Here is a 26702-nt window from a genome sequence, read left to right on the forward strand (position 1 = left end):
GACTGAAGAAAGGACAATTACAGGTCAATATATATATTAAATCATGACAATTTTGTCGACGGATGCTAAAAGATGTCCGTGTAAGGTCCTGGCGGGTTTTGGCAGATCGCGGCCAGTTGCTCCAAGCCAAAAATGAACTGGTCCTCACCGGTGTTGCCAAGGCAAATCCGAATGCCTGGCTCAACCTTTATCCCTGGAAGCGCGAACGCCGATCCGGGGGCAACAACCACACCGCGCTGCCGCGCCGCTTCAATAAAAACCTCCTCTGACCAACCATCCGGCAGGGGCATCCATATGTGAAGACCATTCGGGCTGCTGTTGAACGGCACGGAGGATAATGCGTCCTGAGCAAGCGCATTCCTTCGCGCCAAAGCAGATTTCTGCCAGTCAATAAGCTGGTCCGCCGTGCCATCCTCAATCCATTTAGCCGCGATCTCTGCAACGAGCGGGGTTGCCATCCAATCGATCGCCAAATGCCGGTTTGCCGCTACCGGAGCCAGGTGTTCAGGCGCAACAAGATACCCTTGCCGAAGTCCCGGCATAAGACATTTGGTAAAGCTTGTGAAATAGAATGTCCGCTCAGGAGCCAGGGCCGCGACAGGCGGAAGACGCCGTGGCTGGAGCGGGCCCCAAGCGTCGTTCTCGATGATCAAAAGATCATGGGCCTGGGCAATGGAAACAAGACGCCTGCGGCGCTCAAGGCCCATGACATGGGCCATTGGATTCAGACCATTCGGCAATAGAAACAGTATCTTGATTTCTTTGTTGCGGCAGGCAAGCTCCAGGGCTTCCGGGATGATACCTTCCTGATCCGTTGCCAGCCCCTGTATGTCAAAATCCATATATCTGGAAAGACGGATCAGCGGGTGATGACAAACCCCATCCGTCACGACGATCGCGCTGCCATCGATCACACTCATAAACGCTGTTGTCATGGCGGAACTGCTTCCGTTTGTAAGCACAACCCGATCGGGCGAGCAGACAACACCGCATTGCTCCAGCCATGAGGCCGCGGCCGCTTGATACGGGCGCAAAGCGTTGGCTGGCCGGAAGGAAAAGACTGCTGATGGCGGAAGCGTTTCGGACAGATCCGTCAACGCATTGCGCATCTTGTCCAGGTGAATATGCCCGCTTACCGGCTTGAGGTTGGAAAAGTCCACCAAAGACTCGCCAAGGCTCGCGGACAAATACGGGGCATCCGTCTCAACGGGCTTTGAATTTACATAAGTTCCGCGACCAACCTGACCGGATATCATCCCCCGCCGTATTAAGAGATCATAGGCTCGGCTGACTGTCTGCACGCTGATGTTCAGTTGATAAGCGAGTTCTCTGTGCGGGGGTAGTTTCTCACCGACGTTTAGTTCACCGTTTTTAATTGCAGTTGCAATCAGGTCCGCAAGCGAACGATAGGCAGGCCTTTGAATGGGCTGTGGGAAGCTTTTCCATATTGTCATGATTTGATATTGGAGCTAATCATAACAATTGACAAGGCATATCATCACAGCCATGGTCGCGCCATGATTGGGCTGAAACTTGACGACCGCGACCTGAAGATCCTGTCCCTTTTGTCACAAGAGGGACGGCTTTCCAAAGCGGACCTTGCCAAACGGGTGAACCTGTCTCCCACCCCTCTGTGGGAGCGCCTGAAGCGTTTGGAAAACGCAGGTATTATCCGCGGCTATAATGCTGATATCTCGCTAAAAAGCGTGGCTCCGCATATTGAAGTCTTTGTTACCGTCGAGCTTGAGAACCACAAGGCAGAGAGTTTCCAGGCTTTTGAACGTTCCATGGACCGGCACGAAGAGATAGTGGCTTGCTGGGCCGTAGGTGGCGGGTTTGATTATGTTCTTCAGGTTATCACCCGGGACATCGACAGCTATCAGCGGCTTATCGATACACTGCTGGAGGGGAAGGTAGGTTTCGCAAGATACTATACCTACGTTGTGACGAAGCCGGTCAAACTCCGCGGAGCTCCTCCATTGAAATTCCTCCTCGGTCGGGATCTGCCAGATGGATCTGCTGGCGACGGCACCGAATAAGAATGTAACGTCTTCGCCGACGTCTTTCTTTAGTCGTTTCTTCCATGAAACTCCTCTTACGATCCGGTCAAGCAAAAGGAGGCCGGATCAATGGCAATGCCCATTCATCAGGAAACGACGACATTTCATCTCAACGACAAACGATTGTTCCGCTCATTTGCCTATATTGATGGCAAGTGGACCGCAAACGGAAAAGGACACACGCTTCCGGTCACCGACCCGGCAACGGGGGACTGGATTGGTGACGTCGCAAACCTGAATTCTGCCGAAAGTTCTGCCGCTGTTGACGCTGCACACAAAAGTTTTGACAGCTGGGCCGGATTGTTGCCGCAGCAACGGGCAGCCATCTTGCGGCGTTGGTTTGAACTGGTCACCGAGCACCGTGAGGATCTTGCGCAGATCATGACGCTCGAGCAGGGCAAACCCATTTCAGAATCCCGAGGTGAGGTGGATTACGGTGCTTCATTCGTCGAGTTTTATTCCGAAGAAGCCAAACGCCCGAATGTTGAGGGTGTAACGTCTCATCTTGCCGACGCAGAGGTGGAAATCTGGCTGGAACCGGTCGGAGTGGCTGCTTTGATCACACCGTGGAATTTTCCCAGTGCCATGGTAACGCGTAAAGCTGCGGCGGCTCTTGCTGCCGGCTGTACCGTGGTTGTGCACCCATCTGGCGAAACGCCATTTTCGTGTTTGGCATTGGCGGAACTCGCCGAACGTGCGGGGATGCCGGCCGGCGTCTTCAATGTGGTGACTGGTGAACCGGCAATCGTTGTTCAGCCGTGGATGGACGACCCGCGCGTCCGGGCAATCTCCTTCACTGGTTCGACGGAAATCGGCAAACTGCTGTATCGCCAGAGCGCAAATACCATCAAGCGCATGGTGTTGGAACTCGGTGGGCATGCGCCCTTTCTTGTCTTTGCGGATTGCGATCTGGATCTGGCGGTTGAAGAAGCTGTGAAAGCCAAATTCGCGACTTCCGGTCAGGATTGCCTCGGGGCGAACCGGTTTTTGGTCGAGTGGCCGGTTTATCAGGAATTTTGTGAACGTTTTGCTGCCCGCACTTGCGAGCTAGCGGTCGGACCAGGTTACAGCGATCCTGACATTGGCCCGTTGATGAACCGAAATGCAGTCGACAAGCAGAAGAGCCATGTCGCCGATGCCCTGGCAGCCGGTGCGACGCTCCTGTGTGGCGGCAAACAACATGCTGCCGGACCTTTGTTCTACGAACCTACGGTCCTCTGCGACGTTCCAGAGACCGCTAAGGTCATGCACGAGGAGACCTTCGGCCCGGTGGCCGCAATCGCGTCGTTTGACACGGAAGAAGATGCCATGCGCCGGGCAAACGACACCGAATATGGCCTGGTGGCTTATGTCCACACCCGCGATCCTCGCCGCATTTACCGCGCCAGCCGTTGTCTCCGGTTCGGCATGGTTGCCATTAACAGAACCAAGGTGACCGGTGCACCAATCCCCTTTGGCGGTATGAAACAGTCGGGCCTCGGCCGCGAAGGTGCCCGCATGGGCATGGCTGACTTCATGGATGTCAAATACGTCTGCCGTGATTGGGCTTGAACCTATAAAAACGAGGAAACGATATGCTTCGAAACGACCAGCTCGATCAGTGGGATCGGGAAAACTTCTTTCATCCGTCAACCCATCTTGGCCAGCACGCCCGCGGCGAAGCGCCCAGCCGGATCGTTGAGACCGGGTCTGGTGTCTATATTGAGGACCGAGACGGCAACAAACTTCTGGATGCTTTTGCCGGCCTATACTGTGTCAACGTTGGTTATGGCCGTCAGGAAATTGCGGAAGCCATCGCAGAACAGGCCAAGAAACTCGCCTATTACCATGCCTATGTTGGGCACGGCACGGAAGCGTCCATAACCCTGTCAAAAATGATCCTCGACCGGGCACCGGCCAACATGTCCAAGGTGTATTTCGGCCTCGGCGGCTCTGATGCGAACGAAACCAACATCAAATTGGTCTGGTACTACAACAACATTCTAGGCCGTCCGGAAAAAAAGAAGATCATCTCACGCTGGCGTGGCTACCACGGTTCCGGGTTGATGACTGGGTCTTTGACCGGCCTGGAGCTGTTCCACAAGAAATTCGATTTGCCGTTCGACAACGTCCTGCATACGGAAGCACCATACTACTTCCGCCGTTCGGATGTCTCCATGAGCGAAGCCGATTTTGTGGCGCATTGCGCTGCTGAATTGGAAGCCCTGATTGAACGTGAAGGCGCAGATACGATCGCGGCGTTTATCGGTGAACCAGCCATGGGGACAGGTGGTCTTGTTCCTCCGCCTGCCGGGTACTGGGCTGCCATTCAGCCGATCCTTAAAAAGCACGACATCCTGTTGATCGCCGATGAAGTTGTCACCGGTTTCGGGCGTCTTGGGTCGATGTTCGGATCAGACCACTACGGCCTTGAAGCAGACATCATCACAATCGCCAAAGGCTTGACCTCAGCGTATGCGCCGCTTTCCGGATCGATCATATCCAACCGGGTTTGGGAGGTCCTGATGACCGGCACAGACGAAACTGGTCCAATCGGGCATGGCTGGACCTACTCAGCCCATCCGATTGGGGCGGCCGCTGCAATTGCCAATTTGGAGCTGGTTGACAGCATGGGTCTGGTCTTTAATGCCGGAGAAACTGGCGCCTATCTGAAGCAGGCGTTACTTGATGCCATTGGAGATCATCCGAATGTCGGTGAGGTTCGCGGCGAGGGCCTGTTGATTGCGGCAGAGTTTATTGAAGACCGGATTACACGGACCTTCTTCGATCCGGCCCGGAAAATCGGTCCGGCACTGGCGGCCGCGTTGCTTAAGAACGGTGTTATCGCGCGTGCGATGCCTCAAGGCGATATTCTCGGGTTTGCACCACCGCTTTGCGTAACCAAAGAAGAGGCTGATACGATTGTTGACGGCGTCAGAAAAGCCGTCACAGAGGTCCTTGGCTGAGCTTGAGTTTTGGGATCCGGTTTTCCGGATCCCTTCGTGCCGCTTTAATGTGCGAAATCGCTGGGTCGCAGCTGCACAAAGTGTTCAAGATGAGGACGTTCAAGACATGTTGAACCGCTCTGCCGAGTACGCAGCCAATTGGAGATTTGGAGTTCGGCCTGTAATCAGGTCAGCCAGCAGCTCTCCAGTCTTTGGGGCCATCATCAAACCATAGTGGCTGTGGCCAAAACCGGCATAAAGACCCTTCAATCCTTCAAATTCGCCAATCATTGGCAAGCTGTCGGGAAACGACGGACGGCTCCCCATCCAATAACGGGGTTCACTGACTTGGAGGTCTGGAATGGCAGCTTTGGCCTGATTTTGCATGCGCTGGGCTTTATTCATGTCTTCCGGCTCATCGACATGGGCGAATTCCGCCTGACCAGCCACCCGCAAACCACCTTCCATGGAACTTGCAACAATTTTTGCGTCTGTATCCATCACGGAGTTCTGGAGTTCGATCCCGGCTAACGGAAATTCGACATGATAGCCCCGCTCAGCCACAAGCGGCACTGAAATGCCCAGGGGCTTCAGCAAGTCAGCTGACCAGGCTCCCATGGCAACGATGACGCGTGATGCAGACAGCCTCATTCCACTGCAGTCGATGTCCCAACCGTTTTCCGTACGTCTAATGCTCGTGACCGTCTGTTGCAGAATGTCTACGCCGAGGCGTTCTGCCTTGTTTGCCAGCGCTGTCATGATCTGACCGGGAGACTGAGCGCGAGCTTGTCCGTGAATTAACACCGCAGCTTTGAATTCGGGGGAGAGGGCAGGTTCGATCTTTTGCAAACTGCTTTGCCCAACCAGCTCAAGGTCCGCGCCTTTCTCCTGCCGGATCCGATAATCCAAGGCTTTTAGCCGGTCTGGATTTTCGTCTCGGAAGGCATGGACGTAGGCGCAGTCTTTTATCAGATGTTCTTGTCCTGTCCCTTTCAGATGGCGACGGTAAAGATCTATCGATGGTGCGCACAAGGGTTCCATGGCGTCAGAAATTTGCCGGGTGCGGACTTCGGAACTGTTGCGCAGGAATTGTAGGCCCCACGGCAGCATGCGCGGCCAGAAGCCAGTGCGAACGCTTAGCGGGCGGTGTTTGCCGAACATAAGTGCTGGCATTTTCTTCCAGATACCTGGCTGCGACTGGGGGACAAATGACCAAGGCGAAATGACGCCCGCATTGCCAAAGGAGGCTTCTTGGCCTGGTTTCCCACGATCAATCAACCGAACCGAAATGCCGCGTTCAGCCAAGGACAGGGCGGTGCACAGACCAATCGCGCCTGCACCAAGAATTGTTACGCTTTGGACCATGGCTGTTCAGACAGCTTCTGCTCGCAAGAGGCGCGACTGAATGATCTGGCTCAGAATGGCCGGGCTGGCAATTGCAAGCGCAATCAAGTCTGCCTGCAGTGAGGGCGCAATGAAGACCAACCCGGAAAGCGCGAGCAGAACTCGGAAGATCATTCCCATGGGAACGAGCCAATACCCCACCACCGCTGCCGACAGGGCGATGACACCTGCAATACAGCTTGCAGCGGTATAGGTGAACTCGAAGAAATCGAAGCCGGTCGAAGAGACAAGCAGCAAGACCGGCGCATAGACAAAGGCCATCGGCGCAACGACTTTTCCAAGTCCCAGGGAAAAGGCCGAGATGCCCGTTCTGAAGGGATTGGAATTGGCGATGGCAGCAGCAGCATAGGCTGATGTGCAAACCGGTGGTGTGATCTCGGCAACGACACCGTAGTAGAGCACAAACATATGGCTTGCGATCGGAGGAATTCCGAGCTGAGCCAAGGCAGGTTGGGCGACCGAAACCAGCATGATGTAAAGCGCTGTTGTTGGAACACCCGCGCCCATCAGAATGCAGGCAATCGCGATAAAGACGAGGCTGATAAAGAGAGTCAGATCCTCAACACTGAACAGCTCGAAGTTGCCAATGCTGAACAGTCCATGCAGGTCGCCGCCCAGATTGGCGGCCGCTTGTGTCACCATGAAGCCAATGCGGAAACCGACGCCGGTGGTGTTGATGACGCCAATCACGATGCCGACAGCAGCCGCTGCGGCCCCTACTGCGAGAGCGTATTTCACTCCCGTTTCCATCGTATCGGCCATTTCGCTCACAGTTGTTCGGCGCTGGGGATTGAACGTTGCCAAGGCCGCACCGGCGATGAGCAGCGCCGACATTGGTAGATCAAATCCGCCGCCCGCAAATTTCCAAACTACAAAAGCGATAAAGGCTGCCGGATAGACCAGTGTGAGTGGCGACTTCACACGCGCCATTCCAGCGATCAAGGTGAGGGATATGCCGCAAAAAGCGGACATATAAGGCGTGTAGCCGGAAAAGAGCACTGTCAACAGGCCTACCAGCGGCACCATATTGGCCCAGCCATCACGCCAGACTTGCCCCAATTTCGGCAACATATCGGCTGACATACCCTTTAGGCCCAAACGGCGGGCCATCAAATGCACAACGGCAAACACGCCCGTGTAATGCAGAAGCGCCGGGAAAATCGCGGCAACGACGATGGTGGTGTAGGGCACCTCCAGAAATTCCGCCATGATGAAAGCGGCTGCGCCCATGATCGGTGGTGTGATTTGTCCTCCAGCTGATGCGGCGGCTTCAACCCCACCCGCAAAGTGACCCGGATAGCCCAGTCGTTTCATGTTGGGGATGGTCAAGGCTCCAGTGGAGACAGTGTTTGCGACCGAAGATCCGGAGATCGTGCCGAAAAAGGCCGAGGAGACAACCGAGACCTTCGCTGGCCCGCCAGTATAACGTCCCGCTAGTATAGTGGCGTTGTCGATGAAGAGCTGGCCCAGTCCGGTGCGCTGGGCGATGACACCGAACAGGACAAAATGAAAGACGATGGTTGAGACAACCCACAAGGTCACGCCAAAGATACCTTCCTGCGGGAAATACATTGATGACACAAAGGTGCGGAATTTCACGCCGGGATGCTGAAGAATTCCCGGGAAGATCGGGCCGAATAAGGCGTAGGATATGAAGACGCAGATGATGAGCGGCAGAACCCAGCCCAAGGTGCGCCGAGCGATGTCGAGGACCAGAGCAATCAGGATGCAGCCGAAGACCAGGTCATAGGTGTTGGGGTTGCCCATCCGGAACGTTTGTTCCTCGATTCCCAAAGCGGGAATGCCGTGCCATGCAAACCCGAGATAGAGGGAGGCGGCAATGCCCAGAACCATCAGGATGATATCGAGAAACGGGACGCCGCCAAGATGCAGGGCGCCGGTGTTCAAGTCGAAGGATGTTTTGGTTTTGACATGCGGAAACAGCGCATAAATCAGGATAAACAGGCCCGACAGGTGCCAGCCCATATGCCAATAATCGGGCGGCAGGCCAAATCCTGCAGTCAGATAGTGGTAGGTGGCAAAAACGAGCGCGACATACCGCAGAACCTTGGCGAAATGAGTCGACACCTGGCGTGTGGCCGCGCCTTCGTCATATTTTTTCTCGATCGCGGCCAATTCGTCCGCCGATAGCTCTTCCACCACCGGGTTGCGGTTTGTGGCCTGAGACATCTCGCTCATCGCGCAATATCCTGATTTTTATGTCTTATGGAAAAGAGGCGGCACGACAGGGCGCGCGCCGCCCAATTGCAGGCTGCATGCGGCGTTGATTATTCCATCATGCCTGCTTCTTTGTAGAACTTCTTAGCGCCGTCATGGAGCGGAACACCAAGAGCGGCAACGCCATCCAGGGCCGTATCTAGTGTGATCTGCTTGCCCTTCGCGTGACCATTGTCGAGCAACTTCCGGGTGTTGTCGTTCCAGAGCGCCTTGGTGATAGCGTAGACGAAGTCTTCGGAGAGATCCGATGAGACGACCAGTAAGGCTGAAACGGCCGGTGTTTTGGCGTCGTAATCGACACCTTCATAAGCCCCTGCCGGGATCATGGACGGAATATAGGCCGGCACGGCCGCGTTGATCTTGGCCATGTCTTCGTCAGTGAAGCTGTGCAAATCCATGCCTTTGGTGGTAGCGAGTTGCACCATCGCAGACACCGGCCACCCTGCAGCATAGAAATAGGCGTCGATCTGACCGTCAGCGAGGCGTTCGGCTGACTGGCTGTTGTTCAGTTCAGCTTCGTCAATGTTGTCCCGGCTGACGCCCCAAAGACCGAGCATAGCCTCCACAGCGACCTGTGTTCCCGAACCTGCCTGTGCGATGCCGACCCGTTTGCCTTTCAGATCACCCAAATCGTTGATCTTGGTGCCCTTGGCCAGGACCAGGTGAAGGTCTTCCGGATAAAGATTGGCAACAACCCGCAGCTTTGGATGCGGTTTGCCTTCAAACTTGCCTTCGCCCAAATACATATCCCGGGTTGAATAGGCACCGGCCAGACCAGCTTCCAATTCACCATTTTGAACTGCGGCGTTGTTGAAGACCGAAGCTGTCGTTGATTGTGCAATGGCGATGAGGCCAGGTACGCCGCATTGACCGCCCTTGTCGCAAGGTCGGGAGCCGGGAGGTGCGGAAATGCCGTTGGCTATCGTGCCGCCAATCGGAAAGTAAGTCCCGCCTGCACTGCCAGTGCCGATGCGGAAAAATTTCGGATCTTCGGCAAGAGCAGTTCCTGCCGTGAGTGACGCCGCGATGGCTGCAACGGCCAATCGATAAAACATGATCTTCAGTCCCTCTGGTTTCGTCCAGGATCGTCGCGCCCCGGATCGATATGAACGCAGAGTGATGCAGGTTTATGATAAAAACAAATTTTAATATTTTTGATATTTCAAAATTTTGTTTATGTATTGTTTAATTGCCGTTGTCCTGCCAACTCGACAGAGAAACTCATGAACTTGTCTCAGATGACCGCATTTCGCGCTGTTATGAATTCCGCGTCCCTATCCGAAGCTGCTGAAAAGCTTGGCAGAACACAGCCGGCGGTGAGCGCGGCAATTCGCTCACTCGAGGAGACGCTCGGGCTAAAACTGTTTGAACGGCGCGGCCGTCAACTGGTGCCAGTACCCGAAGCCCAATACCTTATGGCAGAGGCGAGCGAAATTCTTGATAGGGTGTCGAGCGTTGCCGGAACGATGAAAAGCTTGAAAGCTGGCCAAAGCGGCAGCCTGAATGTCGCCTGCATGCCTGGTCCATCTACTTTTTTAATGCCGAGGTATATCAGCCAGGCTGTTGGCGCCAATCCGGATGTTCATATTGTGTTTTCCAGCCGGTCTTCGCCGCAAATTCGCGAATTAGGGGCGACACAAGGGTTGGATTTTGGGTTTGCCGACCTGATCGGGCGGGAGCCGTCAACCGTAACTTTCCGGCAGGAAACGATCTCGGCGAATTGTTTCTGTGCGTTGCCGATAGACCATCCATTGGCAGACAAAGACACCATTTCCTGGAAGGATTTAGATCACGTGCCGCTCGGGCTGCTTCAAAGCTCTCATATTGTCCGGCAAAAAACCGTGCAGACAATGCTAGCGGCAGGCGTAACGCCAAACGTCGTGTTGGACAGTCAGTTTTTCCTGCCCATCATGCAGTTCATCAGTGTCGGGCGTTGCCTATCGATCGTGGATCCCCTGACGATGGTCACAGAACAGGAAATCAATTCTGCAGCGGGGCGTGTCGTCTTCCGTAAGCTGTCGGAAGCCTTCCGCTATGACTATTCGATCATAACGCCAATTTATCGTCCGCTGTCCCAACTTGCCCGCCGGATCAAAGAAGGCTGGCAGCAAGAAGTCATGGGACTGCTCACCCGCATTGAGGCCGACCCGGTGTATTGCCCTTAGACCGTGGCGCCGAAGATCAACGTCTCGCTGATAGGGGCAATTAAGACGGTTCATTCCGAGGATGTGGCTGAAGGGGCGAATGGCCGCCCCTTCAATTTTGCTTAAAGGATTTTGCTGCGCAGTTTGGATGAAATCATTTCACCCAGGATCACCAGGGCCAGAATGGTCAAGAGCACCATGGAGACTTCCGGCCAATTGAAGGTGTCGATAGCCCCTTGCAAGATCACACCGATCCCGCCTGCACCAACAAGCCCGAGAACAGTGGATTCCCGCAAGTTGATGTCCCAGCGCAGGATGGCGATGGCAAAAAATGCCGGTGCGACCTGCGGAACAATTCCGTAAAGCACCACCTTGAACCTGGAGGCTCCGCAGGCTTCCAGTGCTTCGATTGGCTTGGGATCGATTTCCTCGATAGCTTCACCCAGCAGTTTGCCGAGAAAGCCGATGGAGCGGAACATGATCGCGACGATACCGGCGATGATGCCCGGGCCAAAGATTGCCACGAACAACAGCGCCCATATGATCGTGTTCACAGAGCGGGAGGACACGAGAATGAAGCGCCCGACCCAGAGCGCTAAGCGATTGGGTGTGGTGTTCTGCGCGGCGATGTAAGCAACCGGCAGGGAGACAACAACGGCGATAGCTGTTGCGAGCGTTGCAATGTTGATCGTCTGCCAGATGGCTTCCAGGATTGACGGCAGGTTTTTCGGATCCGGTGGGATCATCCGGTTAAAGAGATCCAGCATCTGTTCCGGTGCGTCCCAGACCCAGGCCCAGATGACATCAATGCTGCTGAGGGCCCAGGAAATGGTCAGTGCGGCCAACGCAAAAGCTACGTATCGCTGGAACCTTTGCTGGGGCGAATACCGTGCCCAACTGTCGAGAGTGGTCTGACTGGTCATGAGATTCGCTTTCTGATCACGCCGCTGAAGGCTTCAGAGATCAGGATCACCCCGACGATCACCATGGTGATGGCGAGCGCAAAGTCATAGTCGTAGCGGCCAAAGGCGTTCGCCAGAGTGGCGCCGATCCCGCCCGCGCCGACAATTCCGACCACGGCTGAGGCCCTGAGGTTACTGTCCAACTGATAGATGCTGAGGCCAACGAGGCGGGGCATGATCTGAGGAAACACCGCGTAGGCAATGGTCGAGAGGAACGGTGCGCCAGCCGATTTCATTGCTTCCACCTGACCGAAGTCGATCTCCTCGATTTTTTCAGCGAGCAGTTTTGCAACAAAACCGATGGAATAGACGACAAGTGTCAGGACACCGGCGAGCGGGCCAAAACCAACGGCTTTCACGAAGATGATGGCGACGATCACCGGGTGGAAACTACGAGCGATGATGATGAGGCCGCGGCCAAGCAGATAGATTGGTTTGATCGAGATGTTTTTGGCGGCCATGAAGGCCAGCGGAATCGACAGCAGGATGCCGCCGACACTTGCCAGAATGGCGATTTTCAGGCTTTCCAAAAATCCGTCGATCAACAGGCCGGAGCGTTCAAAGCTGGGCGGAAAGGCGCCGCCAAAAATCCGTCCGGCCCGTTCCATGCCTTCTGCCACGCGTTGCCAATTGATTGGCAAGGTCACCAGCGTCACGCCGAGATACCCGAATACAGCTACATAGAGCCCATAGCGCAGCAGCTTGTTCTCTATGAAAGGCGGTTTTTGCCAATGGTCTTGTACCGTGCTCATGCCGCCGCGCCCATGCTGGGCCGTTCGTCAGCCGGGGTGCCGGAATAGATGGCATCCATTTCTTCGGTTCCAAGGGATGCAGGCCGATCGTCGAAGATGATCTTGCCGTAGCGCATTCCGACGATCCGGTCGCTGTATTCCTTGGCCTCGCCAACATTGTGGATGTTGATGATCACTGGCAGGTTCAATTCGCTCGCCAGATCGCGCAACAATCCCATGATCTGTTCGGAGGTCTTTGGGTCGAGCGACGCGGTTGGCTCATCAGCCAGGAGAATTTCTGGGCGCTGCATCAGGGCGCGCACAACACCAACGCGCTGACGTTCACCGCCAGAGAGTTCATCGGCGCGCTTGTTGGCATATTGTGCGATACCTACCCGTTCCATCAGTTCGAAGGCGCGGCGGATGTCGTCCTTCGGATAGTTGCGGGTTAGAGCCGCCCAAGTGGAGATGTAGCCCAGCCGGCCGGACTGAACGTTTTCCATGACAGTCAGGCGATCAACCAGATTGAAGCTCTGGAACACCATGCCGATCCGGCGGCGGGCGGTCCGCAACTCGCGCTTGCCGAGAGTGGTAAATTCCGTGCCGTTGAGCACGATGGAGCCGGAGGTCGGTTCCACAAGCCGGTTGATACAGCGCAGCAGTGTACTTTTGCCTGCGCCGGAAGAGCCTATGACGGAAACGACCTGTTCGCCTTCCACCTTCAGGTGCAAGTCTTTCAGGACCGGCGCAGCATCGCCGTAGCTCTTAATGAGATGATTGATTTCTAACATGATATCCGCCGAAACAAAGATGCCGCTCCAGCACAGGGCTGAAGCGGCAGACAAGTGGTCGAGAGCTTATTTTCCGGCCAGGCCCTGAGGTGTGTATTCAACACCATTGGATGCCTGGATCTGGCGGATAACAGCCCACTGTTTCTTGTAAGTGATCGGAATGAACCGGCTCACGCCTTCAAATTCCTCACCAAGCGCGGTGCCTGCAAAGTCGAAGGAGAAGAAGGCGTCTTTGATGTTCTGAGCCAGTTCCGGATCCAGATCGTGGGCCAGCGTGTAGGATGTGGTCGGGAACGGATCACTTTCCCAAACTAGGCGCACGTCTTTGGTATCGTAAAGACCGCGGGCGGCCATGCGCTCAACCACTTCAGAGGCAACCGGAGCCGCGTCATAGTCGCCGGCGACAACACCCAGTAGGGACTGATCATGAGAGCCGGAATAAACGACTTCATAGTCCTTATCCGGGGTCACGCCTTGGGCCGGGAAGAGGGCGCGCGGCGCCTGGTTGCCGGAGTTGGAGGTCGGGGAGGTATGCGCAACGCGTTTGCCGGCCAGATCAGCAACAGTCTTGATATCGGAATCCGCTTGGGTGAACACCTGCAGCTTGTAGCCGAACTTGCCGCCTTCCGCGCCCATGATAGCGAACGGCACAGCGCCAGCGAGGTTCACGGCAAACGGGGTCGGACCAGTGGAGAAACCAGCAATGTGCAGGCGGCCAGAGCGCATGGCTTCAACTTCGGCAGAATTCGACTGAACCGCGAAGAACTGAACGTCCTTACCGGTTTCCTTTTCCAGGTGCTGGATGAAAGGCTCCCAGATATCTTCGTAAACGGCCGGGTCTTCAACCGGGGTGTAGGCAAAGACAAGTGTGTCCGGGTCGCTCAGCTTGGACGGGTCGGTTGGTGCGTCCGCGACCATATCGCCGTTGGCATCACAATACAGAACATCCAGTGCGCCACGGTTTTTGCAATCATCGGCGGCGAAGGCCGGAACGCTGGCGGCAGACAGTAGAAACGCCGCTGCGGCGGTCCGGATCAAATGAGTATGCATAATTTCCTCCCAAGGTGTTTTACCACCGCGTTTGGGCACGTCCCAGGCGGTGTTTGGATTACGCAAACAAGACCCTATTGCTGCACGGCCTTATCGTGACAGCGGCGAAGTATTAACAAAAGCAACCAATCAAAGCCTTTATGTTAACAGTGTTACAAGGTGAGATGGGTCCAGTAACAATTGTAATAAACCAGAGGTTTTTGACGCTGGGGCCTGTGCTAATCTGGCAAAAACTAAATCTCTGGGAGTGAGAATGAGCGGTTCTGAACACCGTCCTGCAATTGCGATCGTCGATGACGATCAAGACATGAGCGAAACCCTCTCTGTATTGCTATCTGAAGGTGGTTTTTCGCCAGTAGTCTGTTCACGAATTGCGGATTTTCTAGCATTGGGAGACCCGCCGCCGATTGATCTTGCCCTGATTGACCTGCGTTTGCGGGGCGAATCTGGTCTGGAACTCGCCATCCATATTCGTGAACGTTATCCCTTGCCCATTGTGATGCTGACCGGGGTAGGCGATGAAATTGACAAAATCATCGGTCTTGAGACCGGCGCTGACGATTATGTCACAAAGCCCTTCAATCCGCGCGAACTGGTGGCCCGCATTCGCGCCGTATTGCGCCGCTCAGGCACTGGACCGGGCCGAGTTACAGCTTCGTCTGACATCTCAATCAAGTTTGGCGACAAACATGTCGATTTGAAACAGCGGCAGCTAATTGACCCGAACGGCGATGAAATACCGCTGACCAACGGTGAGTACAGGCTCCTGGAGTATTTCTTGAAGAACCCGGACCGCGTGATCACACGTCCGGAGTTGCTGCAAGAACTGGGGACCGACATGGAGCGCTATGTTGACCGGACCATCGATGTTCTAATTCTGCGCCTGCGCCGGAAAATTGAAGCTGTGCCTTCCAAACCCGTTCATCTTCAGACCCGCCGTTCGCAAGGGTATGTCTTTCAGCTCAATGGCCAGTAACCCAGTGACCGCCCCGATATTCCGACAAAGTGTTCAGCTGCGTCTGTCGACGGCGATCGCGATCCTGTTTCTGGTGATCCTGTCGATTTCAGCGATTGCGCTGACAACCTTGCGCAATGCGGAGGGCTGGCTGGACATTGTTCATCGCGACACATTGGCGGAGGTTTCGCGGGCTCTGGAGCTTTCCAGTGGGGCGGCCGACCTGGCAACGTCTGCACCGTTTCTGATCACGGTGCAGATTCCAGCCCTGATGGACGCTGAGGTCACGTCTGTTCTGGAAACAATTTCCACGATTGAGGCGATTGCCGGTGACGATCCGGCACTGTCCATTCCTCTTTCACGCATGCGAGTCGCAATCCTGGACATGAACCGGGCGGCGTCTCCCAAAAGCGCTCTAGAAACGGAAGTCGCACGGATCGACCGGGATCTGGTACGGCTGCAAAACCGGTTCAAACGCCGCGCCAGTATGACCCAAACCACCTTGAACGAACGGCTTTATTGGGCACAGTTGCAGCAATTGACCGCCGAGGCGATTGGTGCGGCGCGGGCACAGGAAATGATATCGGTCGGTGAATATGGTCGCCGTTTCCAAAAGATCCTCGCAAGTCTCCCGGAGCCGTTGAATGTGGCTATGGAGTCCGGCTTAAGGGAGCTGAAGAGTGTTCTTGAATACGGACCAGACCATCTTTTTGTGGTCAAACATCGGGCTTTAACCTCATCGCTTGATGCGGAAAATGCGCTATTTCGGATCAGGCGGGCATCCAATCAACTTACTGCCTATGCGGATAAGAAGGTGGAGGAGGCCGAAGACCGGCTGACCCTTGCTCAGACGCAAACGACGCGAAACCTCGTTATTGCCCAAAGGGTGGTGCTTGGGCTGGCATTGCTCAGTTCTCTGATCGCGATCGGCTCTGCCTTGTTTGTCTCCCGGTATGTCGCAGCAAATCTACGCCGGATTGCAGAGGCTATGCGGCAGCTCGCGGCGGGTGACTTGCATACCCAATTACAGCCCAACACAAAACAAGACGATGAGATTGGCCAGCTGTTCGACGCCTTTAATGTGTTTCGTGCCAACGCTCGCAAACTGGAGCGGCATACCAATCTAATCAATCGCCAAAATGCGCTGTTTGCCAACGTGTTTCGCAACATCAATGATGGGGTAGCCATCCTGTCTGCCGATGGGAATATCGAAGCTGAAAACGAGAACGTTCGCGCCTTGTTGCGTTTGCCCGAGGCAAAGCCTGGTGGCAAAGACCTTTTGGTAGACGTAATTGGATCATCAGATTTCCGTCGTGAGGCGACCGAAGCCAGCGTTGTTGGTCTTGAGGAGTACATCCATCCGGCTGGACATGTGATCGAAATCCGACAATCAAAACTGCCCGACGGAGGCTCGGTTTGGCTGTTTTCGGAAACAACCGAACGCAGAAAGATTGATGAACGCTTGGAAGAAATCCGCCGCGTTGAATCCCTTGGCAAACTGACAGGGGAAGTTGCTCACGACTTCGGCAATATCCTGTCGACCATTTCCGGTAACATCCATCTCTTGGAAACAACCAGCACAGACCGGGCGCCCGAGCATCTTCGCAGGATTTCTGCGGCCGTTGACCTTGGAGTTACGCTAACCGAACGGCTGCTTGCTTTTGCGAGGAAACAACACTTAGAACCCGAGGCAGTCGAAATCGGCACCCTGGTTGAAGGGATGAGCGATCTTTTGGATGTTGCCCTGTCCGACGGCATCAACCTGTCCCTGGACATTCGCAATTCCTCATTGAGTGCAAAAGTCGATCCGGGGCAGCTTGAGAGTGCGATCTTGAACCTTTGCATCAACGCGGGACAAGCAATTTCCGATGAAGGCTCTGTTCGAATTTCGGTGTTTGGAGACAACACCGATTTCATCGTTCTGGAAATCACCGACACAGGTTGCGGCATGCCTCCGGATATTTTGCATCGCGCATCAGAACCATTCTTTACCAAACGCTCTGATGGCGCTGGCACCGGTCTTGGTTTGTCCATGGTGCACGGTTTTGTTCACCAGTCCGGCGGGACAATGGAGATTGAAAGCACAGTTGGCCAGGGAACAACAGTCCGGCTGCGCTTCCCGATCCTCAAAGACCTTGGCGACGAAACAGGCCACTTTCATGCGGATGGTTTGGCCTTGATTGTCGACGACGACATGGTTTCGGCAGAGAACACGCAAAAAGTTCTGAAGGATTTAGGCTTTGCCACTGAATCAGCACTGACGTTTTCTGATGGTTTAAGGGCTACGGCAGAGCTGGAGAACATCCGCCTTGTTGTCACGGACTTTTATCTTGATCACGACAAAAGCGGATGGGACTTGGTCCGAGAGGTTTTGGGGTCGGATGAAAACAGTCATGCGATTCTCATGTCCAGCAAACTGCCCGATGTCGCAGACCTGGATGAGGAGTTGCTACCGCGTTTCGAAATGGTGGCAAAACCCATCACGCCAGATGGTTTAAGAGAAGTCCTGAAACGATGGCATCTCATCTAGGGTCTTGTGTTTGGCCGTCCAGTTGATGCCCGGTGCGTTTGTGCTCCGTTATCTCTTAATCATGATGCTTGCTGAACAGCTTTGGGAGCATCCGAAAAAATCAAGCGCCGGATGTCATTCGAAATGGCCAGTAGCACTGGGATCAGGATCAAGGTGATCAGTGTCGCGAAGATTTCGCCGTAGGCGAGTGACACCGCTGCCGGGACAAGATACCGGGCCTGTTCTGAGGTTTCGCTCATCAATGGAATAAGGCCGACGACTGTGGTGGCAGTTGTCAAGAAAATCGCCTGAAACCGGGCAATGCCGCTGTTTATTACAGCGTCTTCATGCGCCACACCCTCTTCTCGAGACTGAACGTAGTGGGTCATCATTACCAGAGAGTCGTTCACCACCACGCCGGTTAGCGCAAGTACGCCAAAAAACGACAACAATGAGAATGGTAGGTCCATGACTGTATGGCCGATGACCGCACCAACAAATCCGAACGGCACAACCGACATGATGATCAGCGGTTTCCAATACGATTTTAGCGGGATGGCCATCAGGATGTAGATCAGCAGACAGGCGATCAGAAACGCACGCAGCAAACCGCCTCTCATCTCGCCGATTTCCTCCAGCTCGCCGCCCGCATCGATTGTGAGGCCGGGGTATTTTGCTTCCAGGTTTCGCGAAAACTCACCAAAGATGGTTTCGGCAACCTCTTCCGGAGCGACGATTTCTCGATTGATATCGGCCATGACTGTTGTGATCAGAGCGCCATTGCGCCGCTGGATTCGTTCTGGAACATAACTGGCCTCAATGTCGGCAACAGCGGAGAGCGGGATCCAAGTACCCTTGCTGCTTTTGAGCTGAAGATCCATCAGGTCTTCAATCCGGTCCCGCGCGCTCAGCGCATTTCGAACCACAACGCGCACTTCTGCATCTCCGCGCTGAATTCGTTGGGCTTCGCCGCCACCAAAGGCGTAGCCGATTTGGCTGGCCAGCAATTCAGATGTAAAACCCAATGATCTGGCTTCGGGCTTGAGGCGGAGGCGCAACTCAGGCTGTCCGGTTAGGATAGTGTCTCTTGTGTTGGAGACACCATCAAACTGATCCAGTTTTTCTCTGACGTCGCGGCTTGCCAGTTCCAAAAGCTGACGATCCTTTGCAAGTAGCCGGATCTGGAAACCGCCCCCAAAATTTTCAAAGGCGGAAAAGGTTATCTCCGATACCCCTTCCAACGACCCAATGCGGGATTTCCAGGCTTCAAGAATGTCCGTTGTGGTCAGATTGGGCCGTTCCGCAGATGGCGTCAGTTCCATATAGAGTTCTGCGGTTGTTGCGCCTGTGACAAACGCAAAGACGTGTGCGACTGGGCCGGCTCCTGCAGGCGTTTTCAAATCCGAGTCCTGGTCAACTGAAAACGCCGCCTTTTCTATAACCAAGACGTTATTCTTCGTAAGGTGAGCCGGGGCACGTTGATCCATTTGAAGTGCCACCGAAATTACCTGGCCCGGAACATTCGGAAAGAACACAGACTTGATCTGCCCCTTTGCCATCAGTCCAAATACCAGGCTGGCTACCGCGATAAAGGCAATCAAAACTGCATACCTGTTGGCCAGCGCCCAACGCAGTGACGGTGCATAAATCCGGTCACGAAAAGCTCTCAACCCGGATTGAGCGATGCCTTGCAGTCTTCCCCAAATCCGAGAAAACACTCCAGGATTTTTGGTCTCTTTGGTGTTGAGGTGCGCCAAATGCGCCGGCAAAATCAGCTTGCTTTCTATCAGCGAAAACAACAGGGCCAGGATCACAACACCTGCAAAGCCAGCCAGCACCTTTCCGAGCGGGCTTTGAATAAGAAGCAATGGAAAGAACGCTGCGACTGTGGTCAGGACACCAAAGACAGTGGCAACGGAAACCTTCTCAACACCGATTTCTGTGCCCTTTATCGGATCGGCGAACTTCCGGCGCTGCTCGTGAACACTTTCACCGACTACAACCGCATCATCGACCAGAATACCGAGCACGATAATGAAACCGAATGTCGTGATGTCATTGAGCGAATAGTCGATCCATCCGCTGGTGGATACAGCAAATGCACCTGCCAGCGAGATGGGAATTCCCATGGCAACCCAGAACGCCAGTTTCACGTTCAAGAAAAGAGCCAGCATGAGCGTCACAAGGATCAAACCCTGGACAGCGCTGCTTGAGAGGAGCTGCAAGCGATCTGAAATGTAGTCGCGCGAATTGCCCCAAATTGCAATTGTCACACCCTGCGGCAGCCGTTTCGAGATATTCGCGACGACTTGTTCGGCTGCATCTGACACCTGCAAGAGGTTGTCTTTGCGGCCTATCAGAACCTCCATGCCAACCGATGGCTTTTGATTGAAACGGGTTTCGATCGGGACTTCCTCGAAACCGTCCGTGATGGTTGCGATCTCGCCAAGTCGTGTCGACGTACCATCCGGCCAGGTTACAATCGCAATGTCTTCAAAATCACGGACAGAGTAGGCCTGACTATCGGCGCGCAGTGTAATGTCCCCACCTTCAGTGCGCAGCGTTCCGCCTTGAAAAAACAAAGACGATTGCTGAATGCGTTCCATCACATCCGAAATGGTCAAATTCAAACGTTGCAGAGTCCCAGGTGCGAACTCGATTGCGATCTCTTGGGTTTGAAGACCCCAATTGTCGATCCGGGATATTTCTGGGTCAGCAAGCAGGTCGGCCCGCAATTCCCGAGCGATGGTTTGAAGCGTTTTCAGATCGGTTTCGCCATACACCTGCACGTAAAGCGCTGGCAGATCAAAATTGTTTGTTTCGATAACCGGGCGCCTTGCATCCTTGGGCAGGTCGTAGATGCTGTCGACCTTGAGACGGACATTGTCGAGCAGCTTCTGCAGCTTTGATCCGTTGGTTTTTTGAATTGAAACCACGGAGAGACCAGGTTGGGTTTCGGATCGGACCGATTTGACGCCTTCCAATCCCTCGACAGCCTTTTCGATTTTACGTGTAATCTGCTCGTCGATTTGGGCGGTGTGTGCGTTGGGAAAGGATGTGGCGACAGTAACGATATCTGCCGGGATTTTCGGAAACCCTTCGATACGAACCGTCAAAAGGGATGACACACCGACAAAGAGGATGAAGATCATCAGCAGGTTTGCCGCGACAGGGTTCCGGATGAACCAATTCGTGAGCCACGTCATTGGCCAGCCTCCCGCTTTACAGGCTCGACTTTTTGTCCCGGCAGGTAGGCACTCATTGGCAAGGATACAACACGGAAATCTTCATGTTTCCGCAAGAAATCGGGCACTCTAACTACAACTGCGCCATTGTCACGAAACAGTGGCCGTGCCTCGAACCGTTGAAGCCGGTCTGTGTCGTCGAGAAACCAGACAAACCCATTTTGGGTGAGCGCACTTTCAGGAATGCGGAGTGTTTGTTCAAGCGCCCGTCCGGGCAAATTGACCCGGACAAAGGCGCCAGGCAGGATGGCGGTTTCGGTTGCCCGCTCGACCTCGAGAAAAAGTTGGTATTTGCGCGACTGCGGATCGAGAAATCCGCCGCCCTGACGCACCTTGGCGGTTCCAATTTTTTGATCGGTATCGCTGTAGACTGTGACGCCTAGAGATTGCCAGTTCCGGTTCAGCAAAGACCAATCCCGTGCGCCGACGGACGCCTGTATGTCTAGCAGACTATCGTCCAAAACACTGAAAAGGACATCGCCTTCATTGACGGTCGCACCAGGGCTAACGTTTCGTTTTGTTACAATAGCGGGAAAGGGCGCGCGTAAAAGAGTCGAGCTTAGATCGTAGTCTGCCGCCGCAACTCGCGCTTCAGCAGCGCTTACAGCACGTTCGGCGACCCGAACTTCAGGGATGTGAACCGCCATTTCGGGCGGCTGCCGGTCGGGATTAACCGCGCGCCAGTCTTTCAAGGCAATCGTGTGTTTGTTTTTCTTCTTGCGGAGTTCAAACTGGGCGTTTTCAAGAACCGAACGTGCATCTGACAAGCTGGCTACATATGGAGCGTCTTCCAATTGTAAGAGAACATCGCCTTTGGAAACGCGGGATCCGGCCAAAGCGACAGGGACTGCATCACTCACAATTCCGGAAACGCGGGAGCGTAAGTCGACTTGCCAACGCGGTGTTACTTCTGCAAAAACACTGACCGACCCGGTATGTGCGCCGATTTGCGCAGTGATTACCGTAACTTGGCGCAACGGCTGTTGAGCCGCCGCAGTCTCAACGTCAGCGGTGTCTTCCAGTACGGTCAACACACCCAAGACCCCGGCCAATGCAAGACAAGCAAGGCCAATCCAAAGAGCTTTTCTTATCATCAAGTATCTCCGCGAGACGCGAAGCCATCAAAAAGGCAACGGACTGCTCTCGCCGTCTATTCTGGAATTGGGCAGGGTTGTTCATGTGTCTGGACTTTTTGCCAAACCATGTCAGTGGCCATCCATTGATTTCCCGACCAGGCGCGCAGCTTCATCGTTTCACCAAAAGTCGTCGCTGAGAGATTGAAGACTTCCTCCGTGGATGGATCGAGAACCTTGCCATTGATCCACGATTGTCTTGCGGGATCCCAGACGAGGTCCCAAAGGAGGGGCAAATCGCACAACGCGTTTTTATGCTGGGCTAGGTTCCTATCTGTTACTGCGCCTGGCAGACCGGCGATTATGCCGCAGAGTGTTTTGCTTCCTGCTTTGCAAGGACCTGTCGCAACGACAATCCCGCGGTCATCAGTGAGCCATAGCGCTTCCGGCGGTTCCTCGGCCATTAGAGGTGAAGAGGCAAAGCAGGATGCGAGCATTCCGCCTGTATATGCCAAGGTCGTAACGATGTTAGCCAAGGGATAGATCTCCACTTGAGTTGATACGCCGGGTGATTTCATTGAGGCGAGACCAGCTTTGCAGCGCTATCGGCAGCATCAAAGCTGCTTCGACATACTCCCAGGAGTAGCTTGCAATGGAAAAAATCCGCCCGGCGGTGATGCCAGGCAAGCCGGCCGCTTGATAAAGGTTGAAAGCGATAAATCCGATCTGAAGCAGAAAGATCCCGCCGTAGACCACGGCTTCTGTGTCGGAGATTGCAACTTCATGCCGGCGCAAAGCGCGCAGATGCTGATAAACTCCTAGCAGCTTACCTTTCGCGAGCACATCCACTTGTTGTTCGCGTTGCTCGTTGAGGCGGCTGTTCACGTTGTAGAACCGCCTGTGGAAGCAGCCATAAACAAGCAGCATACCGGCAATCACCAAGATCGATGACAAGCCCAGAGCAGGGTCGAAGTAAGTGAGGACTGCCAGGCTAACACCTATCTGAATGAAGGCGGTTATCAATTGCGGGGCTTCCTCCTCCAGGAAATCCACAAACTCCCGGGACATGTCGATGCGGGCGTTCCGTTTTGAGATCTGCAGAGCGGAGGAGCGCCGATGCAATTCAGCGCCAAGATGCAACCGGATCGTTCCATAGGCGCGTGTATCGTAAATCCGCCGTCCGACTGCGATGACACCCAGACCGCCGAGGGTTGCGACCATCCAGCCGAGTTCGGTCACTTTGCCTGCAAGAAGGCCGTCGATGGACCAACCGATTAACAACGGGATCAAGGCGATCAGGATGTTTTCCGCAATAACGATTGTCCAGGTGAGCGCGATACGTGCCCGAAAGGTTTGCAAAATGTAGGTGAGATCTATCGGGATCCGCATGGTCAATCGTCTCTGCAATAGTCGTCCGCAAATTTTTGAGATGCCCGCTCTTTAACTACCTCAGAGAGTGATTTGCAAAGAGCGAACGTTCGTTCAGTATATAAGCAGGAGAAATCCGATCCGCAATAGCTGGTGCGAGATGAAAAAGCCGAAAAGCCTGTTAGTTCGCTTATCCGGCTTTTGAGTGGGCGGAGTTAATTGGAGTGTCTGGTCGCCTCTGCAGTGCGATTCACGCAGAACGAATGTTGAGATCTGCGCGCTTGCGCATCAATCTCCAAGCGGTTGAGGTCCGGTGCGGCCGTGATAGGCTGTAAGAGATGCTCGAATGCGCCTGAGGTTTTCCTTTGTTGTCTCAGCCGCTTCCTGCGCCACAGAAGTTGCCAGCGCATCTACGATCACCAAATGCACATAGCGCGAGGCCGTTGGTTTGAAGATGGCCCGGTCTTCTGGAACGTCGATCAGGATCGGGATCTTTGCGGCATTTGCCAACCGGGTATTCGGCTTGGTAATGCAAATTGTTGTCGCCCCATATCCATTGGCGATTTCTGCCGCACCGACGATCGCGTCAGCTTCGCCGCTTGCAGAGACCAAAAACAGGGTGTCTCCCGGGCCAAGCGTCGCCGCGCGCATTTGTAAAAGATAACTGTCGCTAACGTGAAACGATGGGATCCCGAGGCGAAAAAAACGGTTGGCCGCTTCTTGAGTGATCATCGAAGAGCCGCCGCCGATGCCCGCAAAAAGGATTTGCTTGGTTTCCAGAATTACATCTTTCGCAACATCGAGTGCGCTCGTTTGCATTTGTTTGCGGAGCGTGCCGACAGACGCGTACAGAGCGCCAATAACCTGATCAATTGCTGTGTCTGTATCCGGCAGCTCCGGAATGGCGCTGGCGCTCATGTATTGCGCGCTCACAGCCAAGTTCTGCACCAGTCGCAGTTTGAAATCCTTGAAACCTGAACATCCTAAGCTACGGCAGAACCGGATGACGGTCGGTTTGCTGACCTCGCAATGATGTGCCAAGTCACCAATCGTCATTCCGCTGATCGCATCCAGGTGGTTCTTGACGTAGGTTGCGACCCGTTGCTCCTGTGCAGCAAATTTCCCATCCAGATTATTCAGCGCTGAAATCACGTCAAACACGCCTGGGCCGCCTTTTTGAGGCGGCTGCATTGGGTTGTTGGTCGCGTCTTGTGTTTGAGTTTCGAGCGTCGAGTCAGGTTCATAAGTCATGAAACTAAGTTACATATCTATGTCAAAATAATCAAGAATTTCTCCGTAGTTAGATATTATCTAATAAAAAATGTAACTAAATTTCATTTTTGCGTTGCTTAAGATGAGATATACGGGCATATATGTAACCGAGTTACGGATCGCGTTTCTGGGGGGAAGGTGTTGGTTCAAGATTGGGCAGCTACTGCAAGTGAGCGTGTCAACAAGGCCGTGGAGTTCGTGGTTGCGGGCTTGATGCTCGCGCTCGTTCTGGACGTCTGGCTAGGTGTCGTGGACCGTTACTACTTCCGTTGGCAGCTGCCCTGGCCGGAAACACTGGCCCGCTATCTGATGATCTGGGCGGCCATGCTGGCTGTCTCCTCCGGCATTGCGCGGCGGGATCACATTGGTCTGACTGCTTTTGTTATGGTCTTTCCCTTATCTGTTCGCCGACTTGTTCTGATCGCGGTTGATGTGTTGTCGCTGGCGCTTTTTCTCTATGTCGCCTGGTACGGGATTGCTTTTGCTCAAAGTGGTGCGCCGCGTCACGCCATGATCTTTGGTATGAGTTTGGCGCCGTTTTATGCGGCTATCCCTGTGTCGGCAGCCTTGTGTTCGGTGCAGCTCGTTCTAGTTCTCCTGCGCGATCTTGGTGGTCATCTGGATAAGCCGGTCTTCTCCGAACCAGTCACGGAGGAGGGCCCGTGATCGTCGCAATAGCTTTTGTCATCCTGATCCTCTATGGCATGCCCATCGGGTTTGCCATCGGTCTCGCCGGTGTCGTTGGTCTGATCGATATGGGCGGCGGGTCTTTCCTCGCGATCGGGCCCAGCAAGATCTTTAACGGGCTCAACATCTTCCCGTTCCTTGCCATGCCGTTCTTCATTCTGGCCGGGGAAATCATGAATGGAACGGGCATCACCACCCGGTTGGTAAGCCTCGCTCAAGTGCTGGTGGGCCGGTTCCGTGGCGGGCTTGCCCACACCAACATGCTGGCGTCTGTCTTCTTTGCAGGTCTAACCGGATCTGCCACGGCCGATGCGGCCGCCTTTGGCCGCACCCTCGTGCCGGCCATGGTGAAAGAAGGCTACAAGCGCGACTATGCCTGTGCTGTTACAGCGGCTGGGTCGATCATTGGGCCAACCATCCCGCCGTCCGGTTTGATGGTGGTTTATGGTTCGCTCATGGGGGTCTCGATCGCCGGCCTCTTTGCAGCTGGTATTCTTCCAGGGCTTGTCATTTGTGCAGTCTGCATGGGCGTCATCGTCATTGGCGGCAAACGGGAGAAACTGCCCAAAGCCGTTCGCGGGGCAAGCCTCAAGGAAGTTTGGCAAACGTTTGTGTCCTCGCTGACAGCGCTTGCCATGCCAGTGATCATTCTGGGCGGAATCCTTGGCGGCATCGTTACACCAACAGAAGCCGCCTCCATCGCCGTTGCCTATGCGCTCTTCATTGGCGCGGTGGTCTATCGCACGCTGACCTTCAAGAGCTTCTATTCCATGCTGGTGCGCACAGCACGGATCACCGGAGTGATCTTCGTCATCATTGCCTTTGCCGGAGTGCTTGGGTGGTGGATGAGTTTTGAACGCATTCCGCAGCTGATGGCCGAGACTGTCTTGGCTCTCTCTGACAACCGCTATGCTGTCATCGCGATCATCATCGGCCTTTTGCTGGTGGTCGGCATGGTCATGGACATCACCGCGATCCTGATCATTCTTGCGCCGGTCCTCGTGCCCTTGACCGAACAAGTTGGCCTTGAGCCGATCCATGCCGGCATCATTTTTGTGCTGGCGCTCAACATCTCGCTGATGACGCCGCCAGTGGGCGCTTGCCTCTTCGTGCTCTCGTCGGTGACCGGCGAGCGGCTGGAACGCATTTCCTTGAAGCTTATGCCGTTCCTTCTCGCCGAAGTCGCCATTCTCTTCATCTTCGCTTTCTGGGAGGACGCAGCGTTGCTCCTTCCCAGGCTCCTTGGCTTTGCCAGCTAACCAAAAATAAATACCAGAGAGGGAAATGAC

21 protein-coding genes and 1 pseudogene are annotated in these 26702 nt (G+C 54.5%); 8 read left to right on the forward strand and 14 right to left on the reverse strand.

Annotation, left to right across the window (positions count from 1 at the left end; translation table 11 throughout):
* Positions 1–65 precede the first annotated feature (65 nt).
* Both FJ695_RS10275 and FJ695_RS28470 read right to left on the reverse strand, forming a co-directional pair.
* Entirely contained in the window at positions 66–1160 is a 1095-nt protein-coding gene (locus FJ695_RS10275) for a PLP-dependent aminotransferase family protein (protein ID WP_371708990.1), read from the reverse strand.
* 72 nt (positions 1161–1232) lie between these two features.
* A pseudogene (locus FJ695_RS28470) lies at positions 1233–1454 on the reverse strand (GntR family transcriptional regulator); the annotation flags it as partial.
* Between the two features lie 63 nt (positions 1455–1517).
* Here FJ695_RS28470 and FJ695_RS10280 point away from each other — a divergent pair.
* The 3 genes from FJ695_RS10280 to FJ695_RS10290 all read left to right on the forward strand — a co-directional run bounded on the left by FJ695_RS10280 (position 1518) and on the right by FJ695_RS10290 (position 5005).
* A complete protein-coding gene (locus FJ695_RS10280) occupies positions 1518–2039 on the forward strand; it encodes an Lrp/AsnC family transcriptional regulator (protein WP_209010995.1) in 522 nt (173 codons plus the stop codon).
* 90 nt (positions 2040–2129) lie between these two features.
* A complete protein-coding gene (locus tag FJ695_RS10285) occupies positions 2130–3611 on the forward strand; it encodes an NAD-dependent succinate-semialdehyde dehydrogenase (RefSeq protein WP_209010996.1) in 1482 nt (493 codons plus the stop codon).
* Positions 3612–3634: 23 nt separating this feature from the next.
* The gene (locus FJ695_RS10290) at positions 3635–5005 is read left to right on the forward strand and encodes an aspartate aminotransferase family protein (protein ID WP_141185365.1); all 1371 of its coding nucleotides are present in this window, start codon (positions 3635–3637) and stop codon (positions 5003–5005) included.
* A gap of 99 nt (positions 5006–5104) precedes the next feature.
* Here FJ695_RS10290 and FJ695_RS10295 read toward each other — a convergent pair whose 3' ends face one another.
* The 3 genes from FJ695_RS10295 to FJ695_RS10305 all read right to left on the reverse strand — a co-directional run bounded on the left by FJ695_RS10295 (position 5105) and on the right by FJ695_RS10305 (position 9681).
* On the reverse strand, positions 5105–6349 hold the full coding sequence (locus tag FJ695_RS10295) for an FAD-binding oxidoreductase (RefSeq protein WP_141185366.1): 1245 nt from the start codon (positions 6347–6349) through the stop codon (positions 5105–5107).
* A 6-nt stretch (positions 6350–6355) separates the two neighbouring features.
* A complete protein-coding gene (locus tag FJ695_RS10300) occupies positions 6356–8587 on the reverse strand; it encodes a TRAP transporter permease (RefSeq protein ID WP_209010997.1) in 2232 nt (743 codons plus the stop codon).
* 89 nt (positions 8588–8676) lie between these two features.
* Entirely contained in the window at positions 8677–9681 is a 1005-nt protein-coding gene (locus FJ695_RS10305) for a TAXI family TRAP transporter solute-binding subunit (RefSeq protein ID WP_141185367.1), read from the reverse strand.
* A gap of 168 nt (positions 9682–9849) precedes the next feature.
* On the opposite strand from FJ695_RS10305, the gene FJ695_RS10310 reads away from it, so the two are divergent.
* Positions 9850–10791 carry a LysR family transcriptional regulator gene (locus FJ695_RS10310; protein WP_141185368.1) on the forward strand — a complete coding sequence of 314 codons (942 nt, stop codon included), beginning with the start codon at positions 9850–9852 and terminating at the stop codon, positions 10789–10791.
* A 101-nt stretch (positions 10792–10892) separates the two neighbouring features.
* On the opposite strand, the gene phnE (FJ695_RS10315) is transcribed toward FJ695_RS10310, so the two are convergent.
* The 4 genes from phnE (FJ695_RS10315) to phnD form a co-directional block, all read right to left on the reverse strand.
* Positions 10893–11693 carry a phosphonate ABC transporter, permease protein PhnE gene (gene phnE / locus FJ695_RS10315; RefSeq protein ID WP_141185369.1) on the reverse strand — a complete coding sequence of 267 codons (801 nt, stop codon included), beginning with the start codon at positions 11691–11693 and terminating at the stop codon, positions 10893–10895.
* Positions 11690–12484: a phosphonate ABC transporter, permease protein PhnE gene (gene phnE / locus FJ695_RS10320; protein ID WP_141185370.1), complete on the reverse strand. Its 795-nt coding sequence runs from the start codon at positions 12482–12484 to the stop codon at positions 11690–11692. Before phnE (FJ695_RS10320) ends, phnE (FJ695_RS10315) begins: the two co-directional genes overlap by 4 nt.
* Positions 12481–13254 carry a phosphonate ABC transporter ATP-binding protein gene (gene phnC, locus FJ695_RS10325; RefSeq protein ID WP_141185371.1) on the reverse strand — a complete coding sequence of 258 codons (774 nt, stop codon included), beginning with the start codon at positions 13252–13254 and terminating at the stop codon, positions 12481–12483. The genes phnE (FJ695_RS10320) and phnC overlap by 4 nt, the downstream gene beginning before the upstream one ends.
* Positions 13255–13320: 66 nt before the next feature.
* Positions 13321–14304 carry a phosphate/phosphite/phosphonate ABC transporter substrate-binding protein gene (gene phnD / locus FJ695_RS10330; protein ID WP_141185372.1) on the reverse strand — a complete coding sequence of 328 codons (984 nt, stop codon included), beginning with the start codon at positions 14302–14304 and terminating at the stop codon, positions 13321–13323.
* Positions 14305–14557: 253 nt separating this feature from the next.
* On the opposite strand from phnD, the gene FJ695_RS10335 reads away from it, so the two are divergent.
* Both FJ695_RS10335 and FJ695_RS10340 read left to right on the forward strand, forming a co-directional pair.
* Positions 14558–15280 (forward strand): response regulator transcription factor, encoded by a 723-nt coding sequence (locus tag FJ695_RS10335; protein ID WP_141185373.1) that lies wholly within the window; start codon positions 14558–14560, stop codon positions 15278–15280.
* A 4-nt stretch (positions 15281–15284) separates the two neighbouring features.
* Positions 15285–17789, forward strand: coding sequence for an ATP-binding protein (locus FJ695_RS10340; RefSeq protein ID WP_168206314.1), 2505 nt, complete (start codon positions 15285–15287; stop codon positions 17787–17789).
* 59 nt (positions 17790–17848) lie between these two features.
* Here the strand turns inward: FJ695_RS10340 and FJ695_RS10345 are convergent, their stop codons facing one another.
* From FJ695_RS10345 to FJ695_RS10365, 5 genes are all read right to left on the reverse strand, one after another.
* Positions 17849–20974: an efflux RND transporter permease subunit gene (locus FJ695_RS10345; RefSeq protein WP_141185375.1), complete on the reverse strand. Its 3126-nt coding sequence runs from the start codon at positions 20972–20974 to the stop codon at positions 17849–17851.
* Positions 20971–22107, reverse strand: a complete 1137-nt coding sequence (locus FJ695_RS10350) for an efflux RND transporter periplasmic adaptor subunit (RefSeq protein ID WP_141185376.1) — start codon at positions 22105–22107, stop codon at positions 20971–20973. The genes FJ695_RS10345 and FJ695_RS10350 overlap by 4 nt, the downstream gene beginning before the upstream one ends.
* A 56-nt stretch (positions 22108–22163) precedes the next feature.
* Complete coding sequence (locus tag FJ695_RS10355; protein ID WP_141185377.1) at positions 22164–22664, reverse strand: DUF2147 domain-containing protein; 501 nt, start codon at positions 22662–22664, stop codon at positions 22164–22166.
* Positions 22615–23475, reverse strand: coding sequence for an ABC transporter six-transmembrane domain-containing protein (locus FJ695_RS10360; RefSeq protein WP_141185378.1), 861 nt, complete (start codon positions 23473–23475; stop codon positions 22615–22617). The genes FJ695_RS10355 and FJ695_RS10360 overlap by 50 nt, the downstream gene beginning before the upstream one ends.
* 267 nt (positions 23476–23742) lie before the next feature.
* Positions 23743–24705: a MurR/RpiR family transcriptional regulator gene (locus FJ695_RS10365; protein ID WP_141185379.1), complete on the reverse strand. Its 963-nt coding sequence runs from the start codon at positions 24703–24705 to the stop codon at positions 23743–23745.
* Between the two features lie 159 nt (positions 24706–24864).
* On the opposite strand from FJ695_RS10365, the gene FJ695_RS10370 reads away from it, so the two are divergent.
* The gene (locus FJ695_RS10370; protein ID WP_247653817.1) at positions 24865–25392 is read left to right on the forward strand and encodes a TRAP transporter small permease; all 528 of its coding nucleotides are present in this window, start codon (positions 24865–24867) and stop codon (positions 25390–25392) included.
* Positions 25389–26672 (forward strand): TRAP transporter large permease, encoded by a 1284-nt coding sequence (locus tag FJ695_RS10375; RefSeq protein ID WP_141185380.1) that lies wholly within the window; start codon positions 25389–25391, stop codon positions 26670–26672. Before FJ695_RS10370 ends, FJ695_RS10375 begins: the two co-directional genes overlap by 4 nt.
* Positions 26673–26702 lie beyond the last annotated feature (30 nt).

This window comes from Labrenzia sp. PHM005 (assembly GCF_006517275.1).
Taxonomy (GTDB): Bacteria; Pseudomonadota; Alphaproteobacteria; order Rhizobiales; family Stappiaceae; genus Roseibium.